Annotated in this window: 23 protein-coding genes; 11 read left to right on the top strand and 12 right to left on the bottom strand. The window is 70.8% G+C overall.

Annotated features, from left to right (window positions below; all coding sequences use genetic code 11):
- Positions 1–170: 170 nt before the first annotated feature.
- Together AB0F81_RS16545 and AB0F81_RS16540 are read right to left on the bottom strand one after the other, a co-directional pair.
- A complete protein-coding gene (locus tag AB0F81_RS16545; protein WP_360197589.1) occupies positions 171–362 on the bottom strand; it encodes a DUF397 domain-containing protein in 192 nt (63 codons plus the stop codon).
- Between the two features lie 16 nt (positions 363–378).
- Positions 379–1,263, bottom strand: coding sequence for a helix-turn-helix transcriptional regulator (locus tag AB0F81_RS16540; RefSeq protein ID WP_360197558.1), 885 nt, complete (start codon positions 1,261–1,263; stop codon positions 379–381).
- Between the two features lie 670 nt (positions 1,264–1,933).
- Here AB0F81_RS16540 and AB0F81_RS16535 point away from each other — a divergent pair.
- Together AB0F81_RS16535 and AB0F81_RS16530 are read left to right on the top strand one after the other, a co-directional pair.
- Positions 1,934–2,263 carry a hypothetical protein gene (locus AB0F81_RS16535; protein ID WP_360197555.1) on the top strand — a complete coding sequence of 110 codons (330 nt, stop codon included), beginning with the start codon at positions 1,934–1,936 and terminating at the stop codon, positions 2,261–2,263.
- A gap of 471 nt (positions 2,264–2,734) precedes the next feature.
- Entirely contained in the window at positions 2,735–3,226 is a 492-nt protein-coding gene (locus AB0F81_RS16530; protein ID WP_360197553.1) for a VOC family protein, read from the top strand.
- 269 nt (positions 3,227–3,495) lie between these two features.
- On the opposite strand, the gene AB0F81_RS16525 is transcribed toward AB0F81_RS16530, so the two are convergent.
- Positions 3,496–4,503 (bottom strand): DUF2867 domain-containing protein, encoded by a 1,008-nt coding sequence (locus tag AB0F81_RS16525; protein WP_360197550.1) that lies wholly within the window; start codon positions 4,501–4,503, stop codon positions 3,496–3,498.
- Positions 4,504–4,552: 49 nt separating this feature from the next.
- Between AB0F81_RS16525 and AB0F81_RS16520 the strand changes: the two genes are divergently transcribed.
- From AB0F81_RS16520 to AB0F81_RS16510, 3 genes are read left to right on the top strand one after another with little or no spacing between them, the layout of a single operon-like run.
- A complete protein-coding gene (locus AB0F81_RS16520) occupies positions 4,553–5,149 on the top strand; it encodes a TetR/AcrR family transcriptional regulator (protein ID WP_360197547.1) in 597 nt (198 codons plus the stop codon).
- Between the two features lie 37 nt (positions 5,150–5,186).
- Positions 5,187–5,681 carry a DinB family protein gene (locus tag AB0F81_RS16515; RefSeq protein ID WP_360197544.1) on the top strand — a complete coding sequence of 165 codons (495 nt, stop codon included), beginning with the start codon at positions 5,187–5,189 and terminating at the stop codon, positions 5,679–5,681.
- Entirely contained in the window at positions 5,681–6,250 is a 570-nt protein-coding gene (locus AB0F81_RS16510; protein ID WP_360197541.1) for a dihydrofolate reductase family protein, read from the top strand. The genes AB0F81_RS16515 and AB0F81_RS16510 overlap by 1 nt, the downstream gene beginning before the upstream one ends.
- 200 nt (positions 6,251–6,450) lie before the next feature.
- Here AB0F81_RS16510 and AB0F81_RS16505 read toward each other — a convergent pair whose 3' ends face one another.
- Together AB0F81_RS16505 and AB0F81_RS16500 are read right to left on the bottom strand one after the other, a co-directional pair.
- Positions 6,451–6,828, bottom strand: a complete 378-nt coding sequence (locus tag AB0F81_RS16505; RefSeq protein ID WP_360197538.1) for a VOC family protein — start codon at positions 6,826–6,828, stop codon at positions 6,451–6,453.
- A gap of 9 nt (positions 6,829–6,837) precedes the next feature.
- On the bottom strand, positions 6,838–7,962 hold the full coding sequence (locus tag AB0F81_RS16500; RefSeq protein ID WP_360197535.1) for a phytanoyl-CoA dioxygenase family protein: 1,125 nt from the start codon (positions 7,960–7,962) through the stop codon (positions 6,838–6,840).
- Between the two features lie 100 nt (positions 7,963–8,062).
- On the opposite strand from AB0F81_RS16500, the gene AB0F81_RS16495 reads away from it, so the two are divergent.
- Entirely contained in the window at positions 8,063–9,100 is a 1,038-nt protein-coding gene (locus tag AB0F81_RS16495; protein WP_360197532.1) for a LacI family DNA-binding transcriptional regulator, read from the top strand.
- A gap of 39 nt (positions 9,101–9,139) precedes the next feature.
- Positions 9,140–9,697 (top strand): hypothetical protein, encoded by a 558-nt coding sequence (locus AB0F81_RS16490; RefSeq protein ID WP_360197529.1) that lies wholly within the window; start codon positions 9,140–9,142, stop codon positions 9,695–9,697.
- Here the strand turns inward: AB0F81_RS16490 and AB0F81_RS16485 are convergent.
- The 4 genes from AB0F81_RS16485 to AB0F81_RS16470 form a co-directional block, all read right to left on the bottom strand.
- Complete coding sequence (locus AB0F81_RS16485; RefSeq protein WP_360197526.1) at positions 9,660–10,664, bottom strand: Gfo/Idh/MocA family oxidoreductase; 1,005 nt, start codon at positions 10,662–10,664, stop codon at positions 9,660–9,662. The two genes, AB0F81_RS16490 and AB0F81_RS16485, sit on opposite strands and share 38 nt — an antisense overlap.
- A gap of 1 nt (position 10,665) precedes the next feature.
- On the bottom strand, positions 10,666–11,445 hold the full coding sequence (locus tag AB0F81_RS16480; RefSeq protein WP_360197523.1) for an SDR family oxidoreductase: 780 nt from the start codon (positions 11,443–11,445) through the stop codon (positions 10,666–10,668).
- Between the two features lie 156 nt (positions 11,446–11,601).
- A complete protein-coding gene (locus AB0F81_RS16475; RefSeq protein ID WP_360197520.1) occupies positions 11,602–12,249 on the bottom strand; it encodes a response regulator transcription factor in 648 nt (215 codons plus the stop codon).
- Entirely contained in the window at positions 12,246–13,370 is a 1,125-nt protein-coding gene (locus AB0F81_RS16470; protein ID WP_360197517.1) for a histidine kinase, read from the bottom strand. Before AB0F81_RS16470 ends, AB0F81_RS16475 begins: the two co-directional genes overlap by 4 nt.
- A 110-nt stretch (positions 13,371–13,480) precedes the next feature.
- On the opposite strand from AB0F81_RS16470, the gene AB0F81_RS16465 reads away from it, so the two are divergent.
- Entirely contained in the window at positions 13,481–14,179 is a 699-nt protein-coding gene (locus AB0F81_RS16465) for a hypothetical protein (protein WP_360197514.1), read from the top strand.
- A gap of 6 nt (positions 14,180–14,185) precedes the next feature.
- On the opposite strand, the gene AB0F81_RS16460 is transcribed toward AB0F81_RS16465, so the two are convergent.
- From AB0F81_RS16460 to AB0F81_RS16450, 3 genes are all read right to left on the bottom strand, one after another.
- Positions 14,186–14,566, bottom strand: coding sequence for a hypothetical protein (locus AB0F81_RS16460; RefSeq protein ID WP_360197511.1), 381 nt, complete (start codon positions 14,564–14,566; stop codon positions 14,186–14,188).
- A gap of 65 nt (positions 14,567–14,631) precedes the next feature.
- Positions 14,632–15,267: a response regulator transcription factor gene (locus AB0F81_RS16455; protein WP_360197508.1), complete on the bottom strand. Its 636-nt coding sequence runs from the start codon at positions 15,265–15,267 to the stop codon at positions 14,632–14,634.
- Entirely contained in the window at positions 15,264–16,361 is a 1,098-nt protein-coding gene (locus tag AB0F81_RS16450; RefSeq protein WP_360197505.1) for a histidine kinase, read from the bottom strand. Before AB0F81_RS16450 ends, AB0F81_RS16455 begins: the two co-directional genes overlap by 4 nt.
- A 107-nt stretch (positions 16,362–16,468) precedes the next feature.
- Here AB0F81_RS16450 and AB0F81_RS16445 point away from each other — a divergent pair, with 107 nt between their 5' ends.
- From AB0F81_RS16445 to AB0F81_RS16435, 3 genes are all read left to right on the top strand, one after another.
- Positions 16,469–16,885: a nuclear transport factor 2 family protein gene (locus AB0F81_RS16445; RefSeq protein WP_360197502.1), complete on the top strand. Its 417-nt coding sequence runs from the start codon at positions 16,469–16,471 to the stop codon at positions 16,883–16,885.
- Positions 16,886–17,082: 197 nt separating this feature from the next.
- A complete protein-coding gene (locus AB0F81_RS16440; RefSeq protein ID WP_360197499.1) occupies positions 17,083–17,580 on the top strand; it encodes a hypothetical protein in 498 nt (165 codons plus the stop codon).
- Positions 17,581–18,128: 548 nt separating this feature from the next.
- The gene (locus tag AB0F81_RS16435; protein ID WP_360197496.1) at positions 18,129–19,526 is read left to right on the top strand and encodes an MFS transporter; all 1,398 of its coding nucleotides are present in this window, start codon (positions 18,129–18,131) and stop codon (positions 19,524–19,526) included.
- The last annotated feature ends 68 nt before the right edge of the window (positions 19,527–19,594 follow it).

The raw sequence follows: 19,594 nt of genomic DNA, 5'->3' as shown, positions 1-19,594 counted from the left end.
TCACGCCTTGCGCTGCTCACGCCTTGCGCTGCTCACGCCTTGCGCTGCTCACGCGTTGACGCTTGGCGTCGCTCGCGTTGTGGCGCCGCTGGTGCCGCGTCAAGCGATCTTGATGACTTGACGCAGCACCGTAACGCATGAACGGTGGCTACGGCATCCCCGGCCGCGTGTCAGATGTCGAACTTGCCGGTCTTCACATCGCTGACGAACGCCGACCAGACTTCCGGCGAGAACGTCAACGTTCCCCCGTCGCGGTCTTTCGTGTCGCGGACCGCGACGACGTGCGGCAGGTTGTCCGCCACCTCGACACAGTTACCCTCCGCACCGGAGCGCCGGCTCTTGTGCCACTTCGCTCCGGACAGGTTCACCTCGGACATCTCATCCCCCTCGCTGTTCCAGGATTCTTGTGATCATGTGGTCGGAGTCCTCCTCGGTGAGCGCCCGGTTTCTGAGGGCCGACCACGCCTGCTCATAGACGTCCAATTCCTTGGGCCGGTCCAGATAGAGACTTCCGGTGAGACTTTCCGAGTAGACCGTCGGTGGTTCCCCGCCGGTTCCGTCGGCGGATGACGGGAAATCTAGAATCGTGAAGGCGCCCGACACGGACGCCCGGTGCGGCCCCCCGGAAAGGGGGAGCACCCGAACGGTGACGTGCGGAATCTCGTTCGCTTTCACCAGATGCCACAGTTGCTGCTGCAGCGCCCCCGGCGTTTCCGGCCGCGACAGCAGAACAGCCTCGGAGATGATCGCGTCGAACCGCGGCGGCGGCGGAAAATGCCGGGACAGCAACCCTTGCCGCTGCCGCCGGATCTCGATGCGCCGCCCCACCTCCTCCTCGGTCAAATGCGGCCGGTCAGCCGCGATCACGCAGGCCATGTACGCGTGTGCCTGCAGCAGCCCCGGAACCAGGTTCGGCTCGTAGGTGCGGATGTGCGAGGCGGCCGACTCCAGCCCCAGGTACAGGTCGAACCATTCCGGCACGGCGTCACCGTGCGCCGCCCACCACCCTTTCTCCTTGGTCTGCCGCGCGAGCCCGACGAGCACCTCGGCGAGTTCCGGCGGGGTGCGGTAGAGCCGGCACAGTTCCCGCACGTCAGCCCCGCGTACCGGCACGGTGCCCTTCTCGATGCGCCACAGCTTCTGCGTGGAACATTCCAGGTGGTCGCTGGCGGCTTTGACCGTGACCTTGGCGTTGTCCCGCTGCTGCCGCAGGTATCGCCCCAGTTGCCGTCGCGGGACGGTGCTTCCGGGCTCGACATCCATCGCGGGTCCTCCCCGCTGGTTCGTACGGTTGGGGCTTCGTCTTCTTGATGGCCGGTTTGGTCGGGTACCTGCCGCCGCTACTTCCCTGAGCTCGCCATCAACTGCATTGCGACGCGTGAGACCCACCCTGCGCGCCGGACTCGTCCGTCGGGCCCGCGATCAACTCTCCGCGTTTCGCAGGGCTCCCGACCGGGTTTCCAAGGGCCTCCACCGACTATTGTGGTGAGGCATTCCCCGGTGGTCATCGGTTCGGGACCTGTTGTCCCGCGATCGTCTGCGTTCCAGGGCGGCTACCCCGCCCGTTGCTGCAGTCAGGTCCTTCCTCAACGGCCGTTGCGGTTTCGGCAGCTGTCCCGCGATCGTTTGCGTTTCGGGTGTTTCTCTCCCGGTCATCGCGGCTGACGGGTCGTTTTCCGCCGGGTCGTTGCGTTCGAGGGGTCCGTCCCCCGCCGATCATGGTGATCGGGTAGCTCTCCGCCCGTCCTTGCGTTCCACATGCTGTGGAAGGGTCGTTGCTCCTTCGTGGAATGCTTCCGAGAAATCATGGTCCGATCCAGTGCCCGCCGTGGATTTCACCCGATGGAATGTTGCCGCCGCCCGTCACGGTGAACAGCCTTGATAAGAGATGACCAGGACGGAGGGACCAATGAGGCACGATTACGAACCTGCCGTGGTGGTTCACTCCGCGGATTGCGACGACGCGCCGGCCTCCACACTGGTGTACCCGGCCCGCGCAGCAGCTGACGCCTACCCGAACGGCCGCCCGCACCGATGCTTCCACCGCCGCACCGCCCGGGCCGTGATCGAACACGTCGAGTACGAGGCGCACGCCTACGTGCCGTCGACCATCCGTCCCGATGACGCGACGCGGCCGCTCTGCCGTGTCTGCCGAGGCACACACGGCCCGGGTCCGGGCATGATGTCGACCGTGCTGACCAGCGCGCGTGACGGCGGCGCGGTGCGAACGGTCGATCTCGGCGCCTTGCGCCTGCGGGGATAGACGCGTTGTCCTGCGCTTGCAGGACGATCCACGGCTCCGCCCGCGGCACCGTGTTCGCTGGTAGACGCGGACCTGACCGACGAACGGCGCATACATCGGTACGCAGACCTGGGCCACGCCGTTCAGCTGTGCGCGCCAGCGACGCACGGCGCTGCCGGACGCCGCGGATGCCAAGCGACGGCGGTTCGCGGCCACCGCCCAGCGGTGCGGCGCCGCTGCATGCACGATTCTCTTCACGGTCCGCTCGATGTCCTCTCGGCCCAGGTGCCGAGTCCGGCCGAAACGACGGCTTCGAAGCCGATGCGACAGCTCTCCGCGTTGGAGTCGAACCTCCCGCATGCCAAGGCGATTGCGGCCGGGAAGTGGCCGCTATCGCGGTCATGCTGGTCTCCAGCAGCCAAAGCTCCTTCCGGCTGTAGTCGAGTCATCGGCCGCCACCTCGTTGGGCGGCCGTCTACTGGAGGTACAACCATGCGAATTCCGGGTGGCAAGTCGACGGTGACCCCCTACGTCGCCGCGAAGGGTGCCGCGCGCTTCCTCGATTTCGTCGAGGAGGTCTTCACGACCGACCGGGCCATGCGTGTCCTCAACGAGGACGGCACGATCGGCCACGCGGAGATCCGCATCGGCAACTCGGTGATCATGGTGTTCGACTCCCGGCCGGAATGGCCGGACACCCCGAGCCTCCTCTGTGTCTACGTCGAGGATGCGGACAAGGTCGTAGCCCGGGCCCTGGACGCGGGAGCCACCCTGGTCACCGAGGTCCGGACGTCGGGCATCGTCGGCGACCGGGGCGGCCGGATCAAGGACCCGGTAGGCAACATCTGGTGGGTGCAGACCCACCTCGAGGACGTCGACGAGGCCACCATGCGGCAGCGCTTCGGCGACCCCGCCGAACTGGAGACCATGCGTTACGCACAGGAGTCGTTCGACACCGAGATGCGCCGCCGCGCCGTCGGCTGAACGGATCGCAGGGCAACTGGCCTGCACCGATGCGCAACCACGTCCCCGCCCGAACGCTTCCAGCTGACCGCGCGGGGACACGGTTCTAACACCGCTGTCGCGCCCCGCCCACCGTCGCACCGTCGCACGCGGATGCTGTGCGGCCTGACGCCCTGAGTCGCCGGCGCCCGCGATGGCACGACTGAGCTGGACCGGGGCGGGACCGCAGCCGCCGGAACCCACAGCTGATCCGCGAGCGCCGCGCAGTCGGGCCGCCCGTGGCCGTCCTCTCAGCGGGCGGCGGGAACCTTCGGCCGGCCGACGTGCTCACCTCCTCGGCGGGGCGGCGCGACAGCGACACGGGCTGCCCGCCGCAGCATGGCGCGGACCACGATCGGGTGGAAGAGGCGCACGACGGCGAGATAGGCGCGGCCGGCACGTGAACGCACCGCAGCGTGCGTGGAGAGAGTGACGGTCGTGCCGTCGTCATCCGGCTCCACCAGGACGTCGGCACGAAAATCCAGGTGCGGCGCGTCAGCGCCGAGCAGAACTTCCCGCTCCCCACGGCCGAGGGTGTCGAAGGCGGACCTGTCGCCGCGCTCGATGCCGAACGGCGCCACCAGCACGTTGCGCAGCCGCAGCAGCGCCGTGACCGCGGGTGGCGGATTGCGGAAGATGGCATCCGCCCAGGTCTGCGGATCGGTGCTGGTGCCGGGTGGGACCCGGACCGCGAAGGCGTCGGCGAGATCGGGGGCGGGCAGAGCGGCGTGCAGCAGGACGGCCTCGGCCGGCACGGGAACGGTGCGCATGCGGACGCTTTCCAGGGCCACCGCGAGGCGCGCCCGCCACGGATAGCGGACCGGCTGGACGACGTCGCCCGTCAGGACCCGCTCCGCGTTGTCGAGCAGGTGCTCGAGGACCGTGTCGTGACAGATCCCGATGACCGCCGGCCACAGCACGCGCATGCGGCTGGACGGGTGCGAGATCAGCCGGTGCCGGAGCACGCAGGAGTGCGGGCCGAGCTCCTCGATCTCGAAGGTGTGGGTGCCGGGCAGGCCGATCCGCGGGTCGAAGGTGAACTCGACGCGCCGGCCCGGCTCATACGCCGTGACGCGATAGCGCACCGGGCCGTGCCCGCCGTCGGCCCCGACGCCGAGGGGCCGGTCGAACCGCATCGGGATCCAGGTGGGTGACGGCCAGAGCAGGTCGCCGGTCGAGCCGAGCAGGTCGAGCAGACGGCCCGCCTCCGCTGCCGGCGCGGCGAGCATCCGCTCGTGGACGTTGTCGATGAGAGCCATGACACCTCCATACGGTGGCGTATGTTTCTCCGTACCGTACCGTATGGACATGGTCGAGCGCCGCCCCCGTAAGCAATCAGCGAGCCGGCTCACCGTCGGCGACTGGACGTCCGCCGCCCTGGACGCGATGGCCCGCGGCGGCCTCGCGGCCGTCGCGGTCGAGCCCCTGGCCACCCACCTCGGCGCGACCAAGGGCAGCTTCTACTGGCATTTCGCCAACCGGGACGCCCTCATCGAGGCGGCGTTGCAGCGTTGGGAGACCGATCACACCGACGCGGTCATCGCGCTGGTGGAGGAGCAGGCCGATCCGCTGGCCAAGCTGCGCACGCTGATCGAGACGGTGATGGAGTCGACCGCCAGCCCGCACGCCGACTCCATCGAGCTGGCCATGCTCGCCACCGCCGACCACCCGCACGTCGCACCGGTGCTGGCCCGGGTCACCGAGCGGCGGGTGGCGTACACGGCGGAGCTGTTCCGCGCGCTCGGCCTGCCCGCCGAGGAGGCCAGATACCGGGGGCTGCTGGCGGTCACCGCCTATCTGGGCCACGCCCAGCTCGCGCGGGCCGCCCCGCAGGTCGTGCCCGGCACCGCCGCCGAGCGCAGGGCCTATGTCGATCGCATCATCGATCTGGTGACGGCGTCGTAGAGCCGAAAATGTCGGTGGCGGCTGTTAGCTTGCGGGCATGACGGGGATCGATGACGAGAAGGCCGCGCTGCACGAGTTCCTGACCTATCAGCGAGCCGCCGTGCAGGCCGTCCTTGACGGGCTCGACGAGGCCGAGTTGCACAAAGCGGTGCTGCCGTCCGGCTGGAGCCCGATCGGGCTGGTGGAGCATCTCGGTCACGCCGAGCGCCACTGGTTCCAGGAGGTGGTCACCGGTTCGGTCACGCCGATGCCCTGGCCCGACGACGACGCGCCGCCGCTGACCACGCCACGTCCCGCAGTCGCCGTCCTCGATTTCTACCGCGCCCAGTGCCGCATCGCCGACGAGGTCATCGCCGCCACACCGCTCAGCGCGACGCCGGTCGGCCGTCACCCGGATGAGCAGCTCGCCGCGCAGACCACCGACCTGCGCCGGGTGATCCTGCACATGATCGAGGAGACCGCGCGGCACGCGGGCCATCTCGACGCGGCACGGGAGCTGATCGACGGGCGCACCGGGCTGGGGCCGCGCTGATGGGCCGGGTGATCGTCCAGCAGTGGATCTCGGCGGACGGGTTCGTGGCCGGCCCCGGTGGCGAGGGTGATGTCTTCGCGGCGGTTCAGGACTTCTCCGCCTCGGAGGCGCACAACGTCGCGCTGCTGGAGACCGTCGACGAGGTGCTGCTCGGCCGCCGGACCTACGAGATCTTCGTGGAGTTCTGGCCCACCGCCCACGATGAGCCGATGGCGCGGCTGGTCAACCGCATCCCCAAGACCGTCTGCTCCACGACGCTCGATCAGGCGCCGTGGGGCGAGCACCGTCCGGCCCTGGTCGTGGCCGACGCGGTCGGGCACGTCCGTGACCGGCGCGATCGGCAGCAGGGCGACACCATCGTCTGGGGCAGCGTGCGGCTGATGCGGTCGCTGCTGGCGGCCGGCGAGGTCGACCTTCTGGAGCTGTTCGTCGCGCCTGTCCTCCTGGGAGCGGGCACACCGCTGCTCACCCCGGGTGATCAGCAGTTGCGGTTGCGGGTCGCGGAGACCGAGCACTGGCCGGCCGACGTGATCCACACGCGCTACGCGATCGATCGTCGAGTGGCGTAATGATGCGCCGGACCGGGCACAGAGGAGGCAGGACCCGACCCGGAGGTGACGATGCGCTGGCTGCTTCTTCTCCTGATCATCGTGCTGGTCGTCGGCGGCTTCTGGCTGAGCCGCCGTGCGTTTCACGCCGGCCGCGCAGCGCGCCGCCACTTCGACGAGCGCCGCTGACCGCACCTCGAACCACAGCGCCGGAAGGCCGCTCACTCCGTGGCGCCGGCATTGCCGTGGGTGATCCGCCAGTAATAGCCGTCCGGGTCACGCAGGCGGAAGTCGGCGAGGCCCCACGGTTGCGACCGAAGAGGTTCGACGCCGGCGACTCGGGCAGCGCAGTGCTCGTGGAGAGCGGCGACCTCGGCCACGTCGTCGAGTTCCAGGACGATCTCCACGCCGGCGCCCTTGACCGTGCCGGGCGCCGGCCACGTCAGTTTGGACGCCGGCCCGAGCCCGAGCACGACGTGTCCCCTGCGGACCACCGCGTAATCCGCCTCGCGCCGGCCCGGACGGAAGCCGAGCACCTCGGTGTAAAAGGCGATCGCGGCGTCCATGTCGTCGACGAAGAGCTCCATCCGAAGGCGCATGGGCCCAGGTTAGGCGGAGGCGATCCGCCGACCGGCGTGTGCCCGCAGCTCCGTGGTGAACCGGTCGCTGCTCCACCGCTCGCGCAGCGCCCGCAGGACCAGTTCCGCCTGGGTCTGCGGCGCCAGCCCGTCCACCGGCTGATCGCGGTCCAGGTTGGTGGGGAACGCGTAACCCTCGGCGGACGCCGCGACGACGTTGCGCACCGCGGCGGGGTCGCTCATCTCCCGCAACACCGGGTAAAGGGCGGTCGCCATCGCGGTGCGGTCCACGTCCTCCATGGCCCGGCCGAACGCCGAGGACACCTGCAACAGGTTCGCCATCCGGCGTACGTCTCGGCTGTGGTTGGTGCCGGCTCCGTGGAACAGCGCCGGGTTGAAGAAGGCCGCGTCGCCCTTGCGCAGCGGAAGCTGCACGTGGTTCGCCTCGAAGTACTCGGTGAACTCGGCCCGGTGGAAGGCGACGTAACCGGCCGGGTATTTCTGCGAGTGGGGCAGGTACAGGGTGGGTCCGGTCTCCATGGGCATGTCGACATGGGCGACCGCTCCCTGCAGGGTGAGCGCCGGCGACAGCTGGTGGATGTGCGCCGGGTAACGCAGCGCCTGCTCCTGCGACATGAAGCCGAGGTGGTAATCGCGGTGGGCGACCTGCGCCTGGCCGCCCGGGTTGACCACGTTGATCTGCGAGGTGACCTGGTATCCGGCGCCCAGCCAGGCCTCACTGACCAGGGCGAGCACGTCGTTGGCGTAATACTCGGCGAACGCCGCGGGGTCACGCAGGGCGAACTTGTCGAGTGCGCCCCACACCCGGTCGTTGGCGCCGGGCTTGGCGAAATGGTCACCGCCGACGACGCCGGACTCCTTCTGCTCGGCGATCATCCGCTGGAAGACCGCGGTGGCCCGGTCCACGACCGCCGGGTCGAACGCTTCCCGGAAGACCACGATGCCGGGCCCTTCGGCCAGGGCGCGGACGAGTTCGGACTGCAGTTCCCGGCGGTCGGCGACGTCCAGGCCGTAAACGGGGACGTTGAGCTCGACCGTGCGAGCCCGGGGATAGTCGTGCGGGTCGGTGACCTGCTCCACCAGGACGCGGAAGTCCTTGAGGTCGCAGTCGGCGTCAGTGAACCAGACGTTCATCGCGGGAGTCCTTTCCGGGGTTGCCGTCCTCTCGACCGTAGGAATCTGCGGGCATCGACGGGCCTTGCGGAACCCTCAAAACGCCCTCAGGCTGGACGGCATGCGGCACCGGTACCGGATCCGGGAGATCGCCGCGCAGGCCGGTCTGAGCCAGGCCACGGTGGACCGGGTGCTGCACGAGCGTGGCGGCGTGCGGGAGAGCACCGTGCTTCAGGTGCACCGGGCGGTCGACGATCTGGACCGTCAGCGCACCCAGCTCGTCCTGGGCGGCCGCACTTTCATGATCGACGTTGTGGTGCAGGCGCCGCCCCGGTTCTCGGCGGCGGTCCGGGCGGCGGTGGAGGCGGAGTTGCCGGCGCTGCGGCCACTCGTGTTCCGGGCCCGGTTCCATCTGCTGTCCAGTCCGGCCGTCGACGATCTGCTGACGGTGCTGGAGCGGCTGCCGCGTACCGGTTCGCACGGCGTCATCCTGAAGGCTCCGGACGTGCCACCGGTGGTCGCCGCCGTGGACCGCCTGGACGAGCACGGCATCCCGGTGGTCACCCTGGTCACTGACCTTCCGGCCAGCCGCCGGACGGTGTACGTGGGTATCGACAACCGGGCCGCCGGCGCGACCGCCGCCTACCTGGTCCACCAATGGCTCGGCAACCGTCCCGGCGACGTGCTGGTGGTGCACGGCGAGGGCACCTACCGCGGTGAGGACGAACGCGAGGCGGGCTTCCGCGCCGAGTGGGACTCACTCGCCCCGCGCCGTCGCCGCATCGACATCATCGACGCGGAGGACCGGCCTGCGGCCGTCCACGCCGCGGCCGGTGCGGCTCTGCGCCGGCATCCCGACATCCGGGCGGTCTATTCGATGTACGCGGGAGCCGGCGGTACCGCCGCGGTGATCGACGCGTTCCGCGAGGCCCGCCGGGCGTACGCGGTCTTCGTGGCCCACGATCTCGACGGCGACAACACTCCCCTGCTGCGACAACGGTTGATCTCCGCGGTCCTGCACCACGACCTTCGGCAGGATCTGCGGCAGGCCTGCCAGGCGGTGCTGCGCGCCCGAAAGGTGATCCCCGGCCCGCTGCCGTGGACCCCGTCGGCGATCCAGATCATCACCCCGCACAACGCCCCACCGGCCCGCCTCTGACGACCGGAAAATGTCAGACCCCTCTGTCAGGATCGCGGCATGGATGAGCAACGGCTACGGGCGGTTCTGACCTCGGTCCTCGACCGCGTTCCGCCTGTGCGCTATCGGTTGGTCGGCACCGCTGCCGCGCTGGCGCAGGGCGTCCCCATGCCCGCCGCCGACGTCGACATCCTGGTCGCCACCCGCGCTGACGCCGACAGCGTCGCCGCCACGCTCGACGCCGGCTCGCCGGCCTGGCTTCCCGAGTCCCGGCAATATTTCCTCCGTGTCGTCGTCGACGGCACCCCCGTGGAGGTCAGCACGGTCGAGTGGCCGGCCGACGGCGACACGGCCGAATGCGCCGGTCCCGGGCCGTGGCAGCACTTCGTGCCCGTCGCGGTGGGCCGGCATGTGGTGCCGACGGTCCGGCTCGAGCTGCGCCTGGTCACCGAGCTGGTCCGGGACCGCCCGGATCGTTACCGGGCTCTGCTCGCCCACATGCGGGCACACGGAGCCGACCGCCACCTCCTGGAAAGAGCCATGAGCGGTCGCGGTGTCGATGCGCCGCTGCGGGAGCACGTCAGGGAGCAGCTCCCGGCCGGCGGAGACCTTCGATGAGCACCGGCCGGTGCTCGCGCATCGACAGTGTGCAGGCCTCCGCGATCCAGGCCGCTTCGACGCCGTCGGCAATCGTGCAGGGCGACGGGCGACTGCCGGCGGCCACCTCGGTGAAGGCAGCCAGTTCCGCGCGATATACCGCGGCGAACCGGTCGAGGAAGAAGCGGTATGGCGTCCCTGACGGGAAGCTCACCCCGCTCTCCGCCGAGCGCATCGGCACCCGCTCGTCCCACCCGGCGGCGACACTGCCCCGGGATCCGTGCAGTTCCAGGCGTACGTCGTGGCCCGCGCCGTTGAAGCGCGTGTTGGTGACCACCGCGAGCGTCCCGTCGTCGAGGGTGAGCAGCGCGGCCGCGGTGCCGACGTCGTCGGCCGCGGCGACGGAGGCGCCGCCGGCGGCGTATGCGGTGATCACTTCCCGCCCGCTGACGTGGCGGATGATGTCGAAATCGTGCACGGCGCAGTCGCGGAAGATGCCGCCGGAGGCGGCGAGGTATGCCGCCGACGGCGGCGCCGGGTCCATGGTCATCGAGCGCACGGTGTGCAGGTGGCCGAGTTCGCCGGCGTGCACCGCGCGGCGTGCCTCGACGACTCCGGGGTCGAAGCGCCGGTTGAAGCCGATCTGGACCGGCACGCCGGTCCCCCGCACGCGCTGCTCGACCGCCACCGCTTCTCGCACCGTCGCGGCCACCGGTTTCTCACAGAAGACCGGGACACCGGCCTCGGCGGCTGCCACGATCAGTTCGGGGTGCGCAGCGGTCGCGGCGGCGATCACCACGCCGTCGATCTTGCCGGTGAGCATCTCGCCGGGCGTGGCCACGGTCTCCACGTCCAGCGTGGCGCGCACCCGCTCGACGGCGGCCGGCGCGCTGTCGGTGACCACGACCGAGTCGACGCCGGGCAGTCCGCACAGCGTGGCCGCGTGCAGGGCGCCGATGCGGCCGAGCCCGATGATCCCGATCCGCATGTCAGTCCCTCCCGCCGGGGACGTGCTGGTCCCAGTCGATCACCGAGCCGGTCACGACGCCGCTGCGGGCGGAGAGCAGGAAGACGACGAAGTCGGCGATCTCGCCGACCTGGCTGAGCCGCCCCATCGGCAGGTGTTTGCCCGCCTCCTCGCGCCAGCCGTCGCGGGCGCCGTGAAACTGGCGCTGGGTGCGGTCCTCGCCCTCGGTGTCCGTCCAGCCGATGTCGAGGCCGTTGATCCGAATCCGGTCGAAACGGTGCGCGTGCGCCGCGTTGCGGGTCAGCCCGGCCAGCCCGGCCTTGGCCGCGACGTAAGGCGCCAGGTATGGCTGACCGCCCAGCTCCGACGTCGAGATGATGTTGACGATGGTCCCGCCGCTGTCACGCCGCAGCATGTCCGCGACCACCGCCTGCATCAGGAAGAACGGCCCGCGCAGGTTGACCGCTACGTGCTGGTCGAACAGTTCCGGCGTGGTGTCCAGCAGGGTGCCGCGCGAGGTGAGCCCGGCCGCGTTGACCAGGCAGTCGACCCGGCCCATCCGGTCGACGGCCGTGGCGACCGAGGCGCGGGCGGAGGCCACGTCGCCGACGTCGGCCGGGACGTAGGTGATGCGCCCGGTTGCCCGCAGCTCGGCGACGAGGGCCCGGCCCGGTTCGGGTCGCCGGCCGGTCACCACGACGGTGGCGCCTTCGCGGAGCGCGGCCCGGGCGATGCCCGCGCCGACGCCCTGGGTTCCGCCGCTGATCAGCACGGCCCGGTCGGTCAGCAATTGGTCGTCCACGGCGGGCCCTCAGCCTTCTGGTCGGCGGCGCATCCCGAGAATCCGCCGCGCCCGGAGGCCGGGCAACCCACGATCGCCCTCAAAACACCCTCATCGGCCGCGCGCCGTGACCGAGCGCCCCACCGGACCGCTAGACGCGGGCGCCGAGCCGGCCACTCAGCCCCGGGCCAGTCCGGTGCGGTATGCGTAGACGACCGCCTGTACCCGCGTCTTGAGACCGAGTTTCATCAGGATCCGCGACAGATGGGTCTTCACTGTCGCCTCCCCCAGATACATCCGGGCGGCGATCTCCGCGTTGGTCAGCCCTTCCGCCAGCAGCCGCAACACGTCCTGTTCGCGTGGGGTGAGCTGCTGCAGTCCCGGGTCGGCCGCGGCCGGCGGCTCGGTCCCGGCGAAGGCCGCGATCACCCGCAGGGTCACCGCCGGGTCGAGCAGGCCCTGCCCGGCGGCCACCGTGCGGACGGCGTCGATCAGCTGTTCCGGCGGGGCGACCTTGAGCAGGAAACCACTGACCCCGGCGCGCAGGGCCGCCGCCACGTGTTCGTCCTCGTCGAAGGTCGTGAGCACGATGACCTTGCTGTCGGGGAAATCCGTGACGATCCGGCGGGCGGCGGTGAGCCCGTCCATCCGCGCCATCCGGATGTCCATGAGCACCACGTCGGGCCGGGTGCGTGCGACCAGCGCGGCAGCCTCGTCCCCGTCGGCGGCCTCGCCGACCACCTCGATGCCGGGTTCGCCGCTGAGGACCATCTTCAGACCGACCCGGATCATCGCCTCGTCGTCGACGAGGGCCACCCGGATCATGCCGCGTCCCCGAGGGGAAAGGTCGCTCGCACCGCGAACCCGCCGTCGGGTTCGGGGCCGGCGCGCAGGGTTCCCCGGAACAGCGCCACCCGCTCCCGCATGCCGATGATGCCGTGCCCGCCGTTCTCCGAGGTGTCGGTCACCGCTCTCCCCGCTTCGTTGATCACCGACAGGGTCACTTTCTCCGCCGCGTACCCGATCGTCACCGTGGTCTGCGCCCCGCCGCTGTGCCGCAGCACGTTGGTGAGCGCCTCCTGCAACACCCGGTACGCCGAGGCGTCCAGCAGGCGCGGCACGTCGCCGCGATCACCGGTGACCTCCAGGCGCACCGGCAATCCCGCCGCGCCGACCTCGGTGATCAGCTCGTGGACGCGGTTGAGCGATGGCTCCGGCGTGCTGGCGCTGGTGGTCTCCCGCAGGATGCCCACCAGGCCGCGCATCTCCGCCACGGATTGCCGGCCGAGCCGTTCCAGGTTGTGCACGACCTCGCGGTGCAGCGGGTCGGTGAGCTGCCGGCGCAGGCCGCCGAGCTGCAGGGTGATCACGCTGACCGAGTGCGCCACCGCGTCGTGCACCTCGCGGGCGATCCGGGTGCGTTCGGCGGCCACGGCCGCTTCGGCGGTGCGTTCGCGTTCGGCGTCCAGGGCGGCCGCCAGCCGGGTCAGCTCGGCGGCACGTTCCCCGTTGGTGCGGCTCAGCACCCCGAGGAACCAGCCCGGCAGCAGGATGACCGGCTGGAAGATGGCCTCCCACGGCGACTGCCCGGCGAGCAACGAGGTCAGCACCCCGGCTGCGACGGCGGCGGCCAGCACGAGCAGGGACCGGCGCCGCGGCAGCCGCCAGCCGGCCCAGGCGGTGATGCCGATCAGGCCGATCAGGCCGGCGCCCCCGATGTCCGGTGCGCCGACGAGCAGGCCGAGCGGGAAGCAGGCGACCGCGACGAGCGGGCCCGCCACCGGAAGCCACGTGGCGAGCACGATACCCACGCCGAGCAGCAGGCCGGGCGCCCAGACCGCGCCGGCGTGCGACGCGAAAGCGGCATCGAGGTACGCCTCGGCGACCGCCAGCACGCCGACGACCGGCCCGAGTACCGCGGGGATCGCGCGCGCGGAAATTCTCATGATCAAGATGCTAGGAGCGGAACCCGTCCGGCGAGTCCGCCAAAAGACGGACCCGGTCGGTACGCAACGGCGGACTCGCCCACCCGGGTGCCGGCGGCAGTCTTCTCGGCATGACGAACACGATCATCACCCCGGCGACGACGGCCGACAGCACGACGATCACTCCCGAGGCCCGCACCCGCACCTTTCTCTACCGGTTCGCCGGCAGCCTGCTGATCGCCGGTCCGGCGCTCACCTTCGCCGGCATGCTGACCAGCCCACCGCAGGACGGCCCGGGCACCGCCGACTACATCGAGTCGCTGACCCGCGACGACACGATGACGCAGGTCTCGGCGATGTTCCTGCACTACTCGAACATGCTGACCGGGGTCGGGCTGCTGGTCGTACCGTTGCTGGTGCGCGGCGCTCGCGGCCGCGTGCTGACCTTGATCGGCACGCTGACCGCGGTCCTGACCATGCTGAACATCTCCGGCGCCGTGAAGGACGACTGGTGGCGCATGGAGCTCGGCAACACGCTGCCGATGGACGTCGCCGTGCAGATCTCCGACGCGGTCGACGCGAGCGCGCTGCTCAGCCCGTGGCGGGACGTGGCGATGCTCGGCTTCCTCGGTCTGTTGCTGCTCTACGTCGGGCTGGCTCGTTCCGGTGTGCTCGGCTGGTGGGCCACCGGTGTCTACGTGCTCGCCCTGATCGGCATGTTCACCGTCCCGGTGAGCCTGACCCTGGTCTACGGTCTGGTCTTCACCGGCCTGTTCGCCCCGCTGGCGGTGGTCGGCGTCCGCGCCATCCGGCGCGCACGCCTGGCCTGACGGGGATCAGTGATGCTCGCGCCGCCACAGCATCGGCGCGAGCATCGCCGGGAACATCAGGATGTGCCCGGCCGTCATCAGGGTGCCGCCGGAGATCAGCCCCGCCCAGTACGGCGCGAGCAGCACCACGAACGGGACATACATCGCGGCACACATCCACCCGATGTGTGACCACGAATGCTTGCGGATGCGCATCCACAACGCCATGCCGATCGCCATGTTGGTGGCCATCACCATCGCGTGGGCGTCGGGATGAGCGTCGAGGCCGGGCACCGCGAGATTCCAGAGCGGGCCAAGGGCGAACATGCCGACGAACATCGCCACGACCATCTCCAGGTAGTGGCCGGCGAAGCGGAGGCGGGACGAGGTGGCTGTCGAGGTAGTCATGGCATCGATGGTCGCGGCCGGGCGCGGTCCGGGTCAGGTGCCGGAAGTCATGGTCCAAGTCATGATCACAGCAGGCCGAGGGTGCGGGCCCGCAGCGCCGCCTGCGTCCGGTCCCGCACGCCGAGTTTGCCGAGCAGGTTGGTGACATGGTTCTTGACGGTCCCCTCGGCCAGGAACAACGCGCCGGCGATCTCCCGGTTGCTGTTGCCCTCGGCCAGCAACCGCAGCACCGCGAGCTCCCGCTCGGACAGCGGCACGGCCGGCGGCTCCGCGGCGGGCAGCTGGGCGACCCGGGCCACCACTTTCGCCGCGACCGCCGGGTGCAGCACCGACTCGTCACGGACCGCCGCCCGCACCGCCTCCACCAGCCGTTCCGACGACACGTCCTTGAGCAGATAGCCGACGGCCCCGGCCCGCAGCGCCGCGAACACGTCCTCATCGTCGTCGAAAGTGGTCAGCGCGATCACCCGGGTCGACGGATGCTCGGCCCGGATGCGCCGGGTCGCGGCCACCCCGCCGAGCACCGGCATGCGCAGATCCATCAACACCACGTCGGGGCGCAGCGCGGCCACCCGCTCCACCGCCTGCGCCCCGTCGGCCGCCTCGCCCACCACCTCCAGGTCACCACTGACGCTCAGCAGCACAGCGAGGGCTTCCCGGAACAGCGCTTGATCATCGACGAGCAGCACACGCACGGTCATCCGGGCACCTCCATGCAGAGCGTCGAGCCGCCGCCCGGCTCCGACGCGAACGTCAACCGGCCACCCAGATGCGCGGCGCGCTCCCGCAGCCCCAGCAGACCGAAACCCCCATCACCGGCGCCGGCAGCACCGGCGCCGTCATCACGCACTTCCAGACGTACGGCCGCCGCGCCGCTGTAGTCGAGCACTACCGCGGCCCGGGTCGCCTGAGCATGCTTACGCACGTTGGTGAGCCCTTCCTGAGCGGCCCGGAACAGCGACTCCTCCGCCTCGGCGAGCAACTGCCGGGCCGCACCGGTCACACCCACCTCCGTCGGCACGCCCGCGGCCGACGCCTCCTCGGCGAGCACCCGCAACGCCTGCGGCAGCGGAACGGCCGGGCGCGGCTCGCGCAGCGCACCGACCGAACGGCGCACCTCCCGCAACGCCTCCTCGGCCTGGTCCTGCGCCTTCGCCAGCATCTCGCCGGCCCGCTCGGGCTGCGGTTCGAGCAGCGCGCGAGCCGCCTTGATCTGCATCTGCACCACGGTGAGCGCGTGCCCGAGCCCGTCGTGGATGTCGCGCGCCACCCGGTTGCGCTCCTGCACGGCGGCAAGCCGTTCGACCTGCACCGAGTACTCCCGCAGCCGGGCGTTCGCCTCGGCCAGCGCGGCCCGTGCCGCCTGCTCACGCTTGAGCAGTTCGGTCACCGCCGCCGCGAACACCGCCGCCGCCAGCAACCCCAGCCCCTCACGCAGGCCTTCGTCGAGGGCCATGCCGATGTGGAACAGCGGCAGCAGCAGGACCACTGCGATCACCGCGGGCACCGGCAGCAGCAGCACCGTCTGGCTGACCAGGACCACCAGCATCAGGGTCGAGGCGAGCGAGGCCTCCGAGACGAGGAAGACCCCGAAACCCGTCAAGAACAACACCACGACGTACGCGTACGCGAACCGGCGCTCGCCTTTTCGCTGCACCCACTGGTACCCCCACGTCGCCAGCAGGAGGAACGCCGTGGCCGGCAACAGTGAGGTGGCCGACCGGTTGTCTCCCAGGACGTCGACGACCAGGGTCAGATACGCCGCGACGAGCAGCGCGGCCATGGCCCGTTTCACGCCACCACTCTGGTGCCGGCCGGAGCCGCCGGTCAAACCCGATCCGGACCGAAATTGTCGGGGGTGGGTGCTAAGAAGGTCCCGTCGACGGCGGACGGGGGTTCAACATGGAGACGCGCGAGGCAGCCCAGCGGTGGGCGGACACCTGGGCCCGGGCCTGGCCGACGGGTGACGCCGAGGCGATCGTCGCCCTGCAGGCGGAGGACGGCGACCATTGGGCGTCGATGTTCCGGCGCTATCACGGCCGGGACGGCCTGCGGACCTATGTCCGGGAGTGCTTCGACGCCGAGACCCGCCCGGCCGAGGTGTGGTTCGCCGAGCCACAGGTCGACGGCGCTCGCGCCGCGGTGGAGTACTGGGCGGTCACCTACCCGCAGGACAAGCCACTGACCATCACCGGTTGCACAGTGCTGCTTTTCACCGGCGACGGCCTGGTGGCCGAGGCCAGGGACTATTCGCACGTCACACCGGAGCGAGTGCTGCCACCCGCCGGGCTGTTCCCCACCGCAGTCGGCGAAACCTGATCGCCCCGCCCCGTGTCTACCTCCGTGAGGAACCTGATCGCCCCGCCCCCTGTCTACCTCCGTGAGGAACCTGATCGCCTCGCCCCTGTCTACCTCCCGTGAGGAACCTGATCGCCCCCGCCCGGTGTCTACCCTCCGTGAGGAGTCAGAGCGGAGGCCGCGGCCCGCGCCTCGGTGTCACGGGCCGACGAACCCGGATGCTCCCGACGATCGTGGCCTGCCTGCTGCTGGCCGGCTGCTCGGCGCCGGAGCCGCCGCAGCCGTCACCCAAGCCAGCGGCGCCCTCGCCCGACGACGCGAGCATCCCGTGCACGCACGACATCAGCGGCGGCCGGGCCACGCCCGGCGAGGGATACCGCCTGGTGCTGGACGCGGTCGCGCTGCCCGCCGGCACGCTGGAGCCGCACCCCACCGATGACCCGAATCGGTACTTCGCCAAGCACGGCCTGGTCGTGCGGGCCAACACCGCGGTGGAGGTCCGGCTGGCGCCGGAAGCAGCGCTCGGGGTGAGCATCGGCTGGGGCAGCCCAGGCCCGGAAGGAACAAGCGTCCGCGTGCCGGCATGCCCGGGAACGAACGGCTGGCTAGCCTTCGCCGGCGGCTACACCGTGCCGAAACCCATGTGTGTACCGCTGGTCATCCGTGTGGCCGGCCGCGAGGACGAGGCTCGGGTGAGCGTGGGCGTGCCGTGCTGACCCGCGGAAGCGTGCCGTGCGGAACCGACCCGCGGAAGCGTGCCGTGCGGAACCGACCCGCGCGGCATGCCGTGCCCAGCCGACCCACACGAGCATGCCGTGCGGAACCGACCCACACGAGCATGCCGTGCGGAACCGACCCGCGCGAGCATGCCGTGCGGAACCGACCCGCATGGGCGTGCCGATCTGCCTGATGGCCGTGATCGGCATGATCGGCTTCAACTTCTCGGCGTACTGAACCGACCCGCGCGGCCGAGCCCTCCGGGCCGTGGCCGATCACGAAAGCCAGCCAACCGCCCGCTGCCGTCGGCGGCCACGACGTCGTCGAATCGCTTGCCGCAAGCGATCACGGACCGGGTCGCCTGCTCACCGCCGCCCACGGCCATAAGGGCGGCGGTCGCCTTCGGCGCCACACTTGCGGCGCCGGGGCAACCCTGGCCTGCTCTGCGCCTCGACCAGGGGCCGGGCCAGGGTGGTACCCGGGCGCCGTCGGGCGGCGGATCCGCGAGGGTCGAGGATGTCGCATTCCACCTCGGAAAGGAAGGCCGATGGCCTCGCCCCGCAGCATCGCGCTGTCGCTGATCCTCGGATCCCAGTTGATGATGACGCTCGACACGTCGATCATCACGACCGCGCTGCCCCAGGTGCAGCAGCAGTTCGGTTTCTCCGCGGCCGGCCTGTCCTGGGTGCAGAACGCGTACGTCCTGGCTTTCGGCGGTCTGCTGCTGCTCGGCGCCCGCGCCGGTGATTTGCTCGGCCGGCGCCGGGTCTTCGCCGTCGGCATCGCCGTCTTCACCCTGGCGTCGCTGGCCGCGGGTCTCGCCCCGTCCGGCCCGGCGCTGGTCGCTGCTCGCGTCGTGCAGGGCGTCGCCGCCTCGCTCGCTGTCCCGTCGACGTTGGCGCTGCTGGTCGCCGACGCGTCCGGCCCGGACGACCGAACCCGCCGGATCGCCCTGTACAGCGCGGTCATCGGCGCCGGCGGCAGCGTCGGCATCGTGGTCGGTGGCCTCTTCACCGATCTGCTGTCGTGGCGCTGGGGCATGCTGATCAACGTCCCGATCGGCATCGCGATCGCCCTGCTCACGCCGCGGTTCCTCACCGAGACCCCGCGCCGCACCGGCAGTTTCGACCTCGGTGGCGCGCTGACGTCGACGCTGGGTATGACCGCTCTGGTCTACGGCTTCATCCAAGCCTCCGCGGCCGGCTGGAGCGCCCCGTCCACCGTCGTGTCGCTGGCGGCCGGCGCTGTCCTGCTGCTCGCGTTCGTCCTGATCGAACGTCGCGCCGACCAGCCGATCACCCCGCTGCGCCTGTTCGCCAGCGTCGAACGCTCCGGCTCCTACGCCGGCCGGGTTTTGATCGTCGGCGGCACGTTCGCCGTCTTCTACTTCCTCAGCCAGTACCTGCAGGAGGTGCTGCACCTGAGCGCCCTCCAGACCGGTTTCGCGTTCGTCCCGATCACCGGCATGTTCTTCGCCATGGTCTACGTGGTCCGGCCGCTGCTCGCCCGGTTCGGCCGCCCCACGTTGCTGATCGCCTCGCTACTGGTGGCCCTGACCGGCATGGTGTGGCTCTCCCGCATTTCGGCCGGCTCGGCCTACTTCCCCGACGTGGCGCTGCGGTTGCTGGTGATCGGCATCGGCCAGGGCATCGCCATCATCCTGATGACCAACGGCGGTGTGGCCGGTGTCGAACCCCACGATGCCGGGGCAGCGTCCGGCCTCGTGAACGTCGCCCACCAGCTGGGCGGTTCGCTGGGCATCGCCATCCTGACGATCGTCTTCACCCAGGCCGCCGCCGACAGCCCCGCCGCCGGTTTCCGAGCCGCCTTCACCGGTGCTGACATCTTCTTCGCCCTGGCCCTGCTCCTCGCGGTCGCCATGGCCGTGACCGCCCGCCTCCAGCAGCGAAGCGCCCGCTCATCACTCGCGTCCGCCCCAGCCTGACCATGTCTGCTGCCAGTCGGCCAGGCCGCGGAACAGGTCGGAGTGGACGTGGCCCGGGCCGGTCGGGC

It is taken from the genome of Actinoplanes sp. NPDC024001 (genome assembly GCF_040638955.1).
Taxonomy (GTDB): Bacteria; Actinomycetota; Actinomycetes; order Mycobacteriales; family Micromonosporaceae; genus Actinoplanes.
The sequence above is the reverse complement of the archived record's forward strand: the minus strand, read 5'-3'. Positions and strand labels throughout refer to the sequence as shown.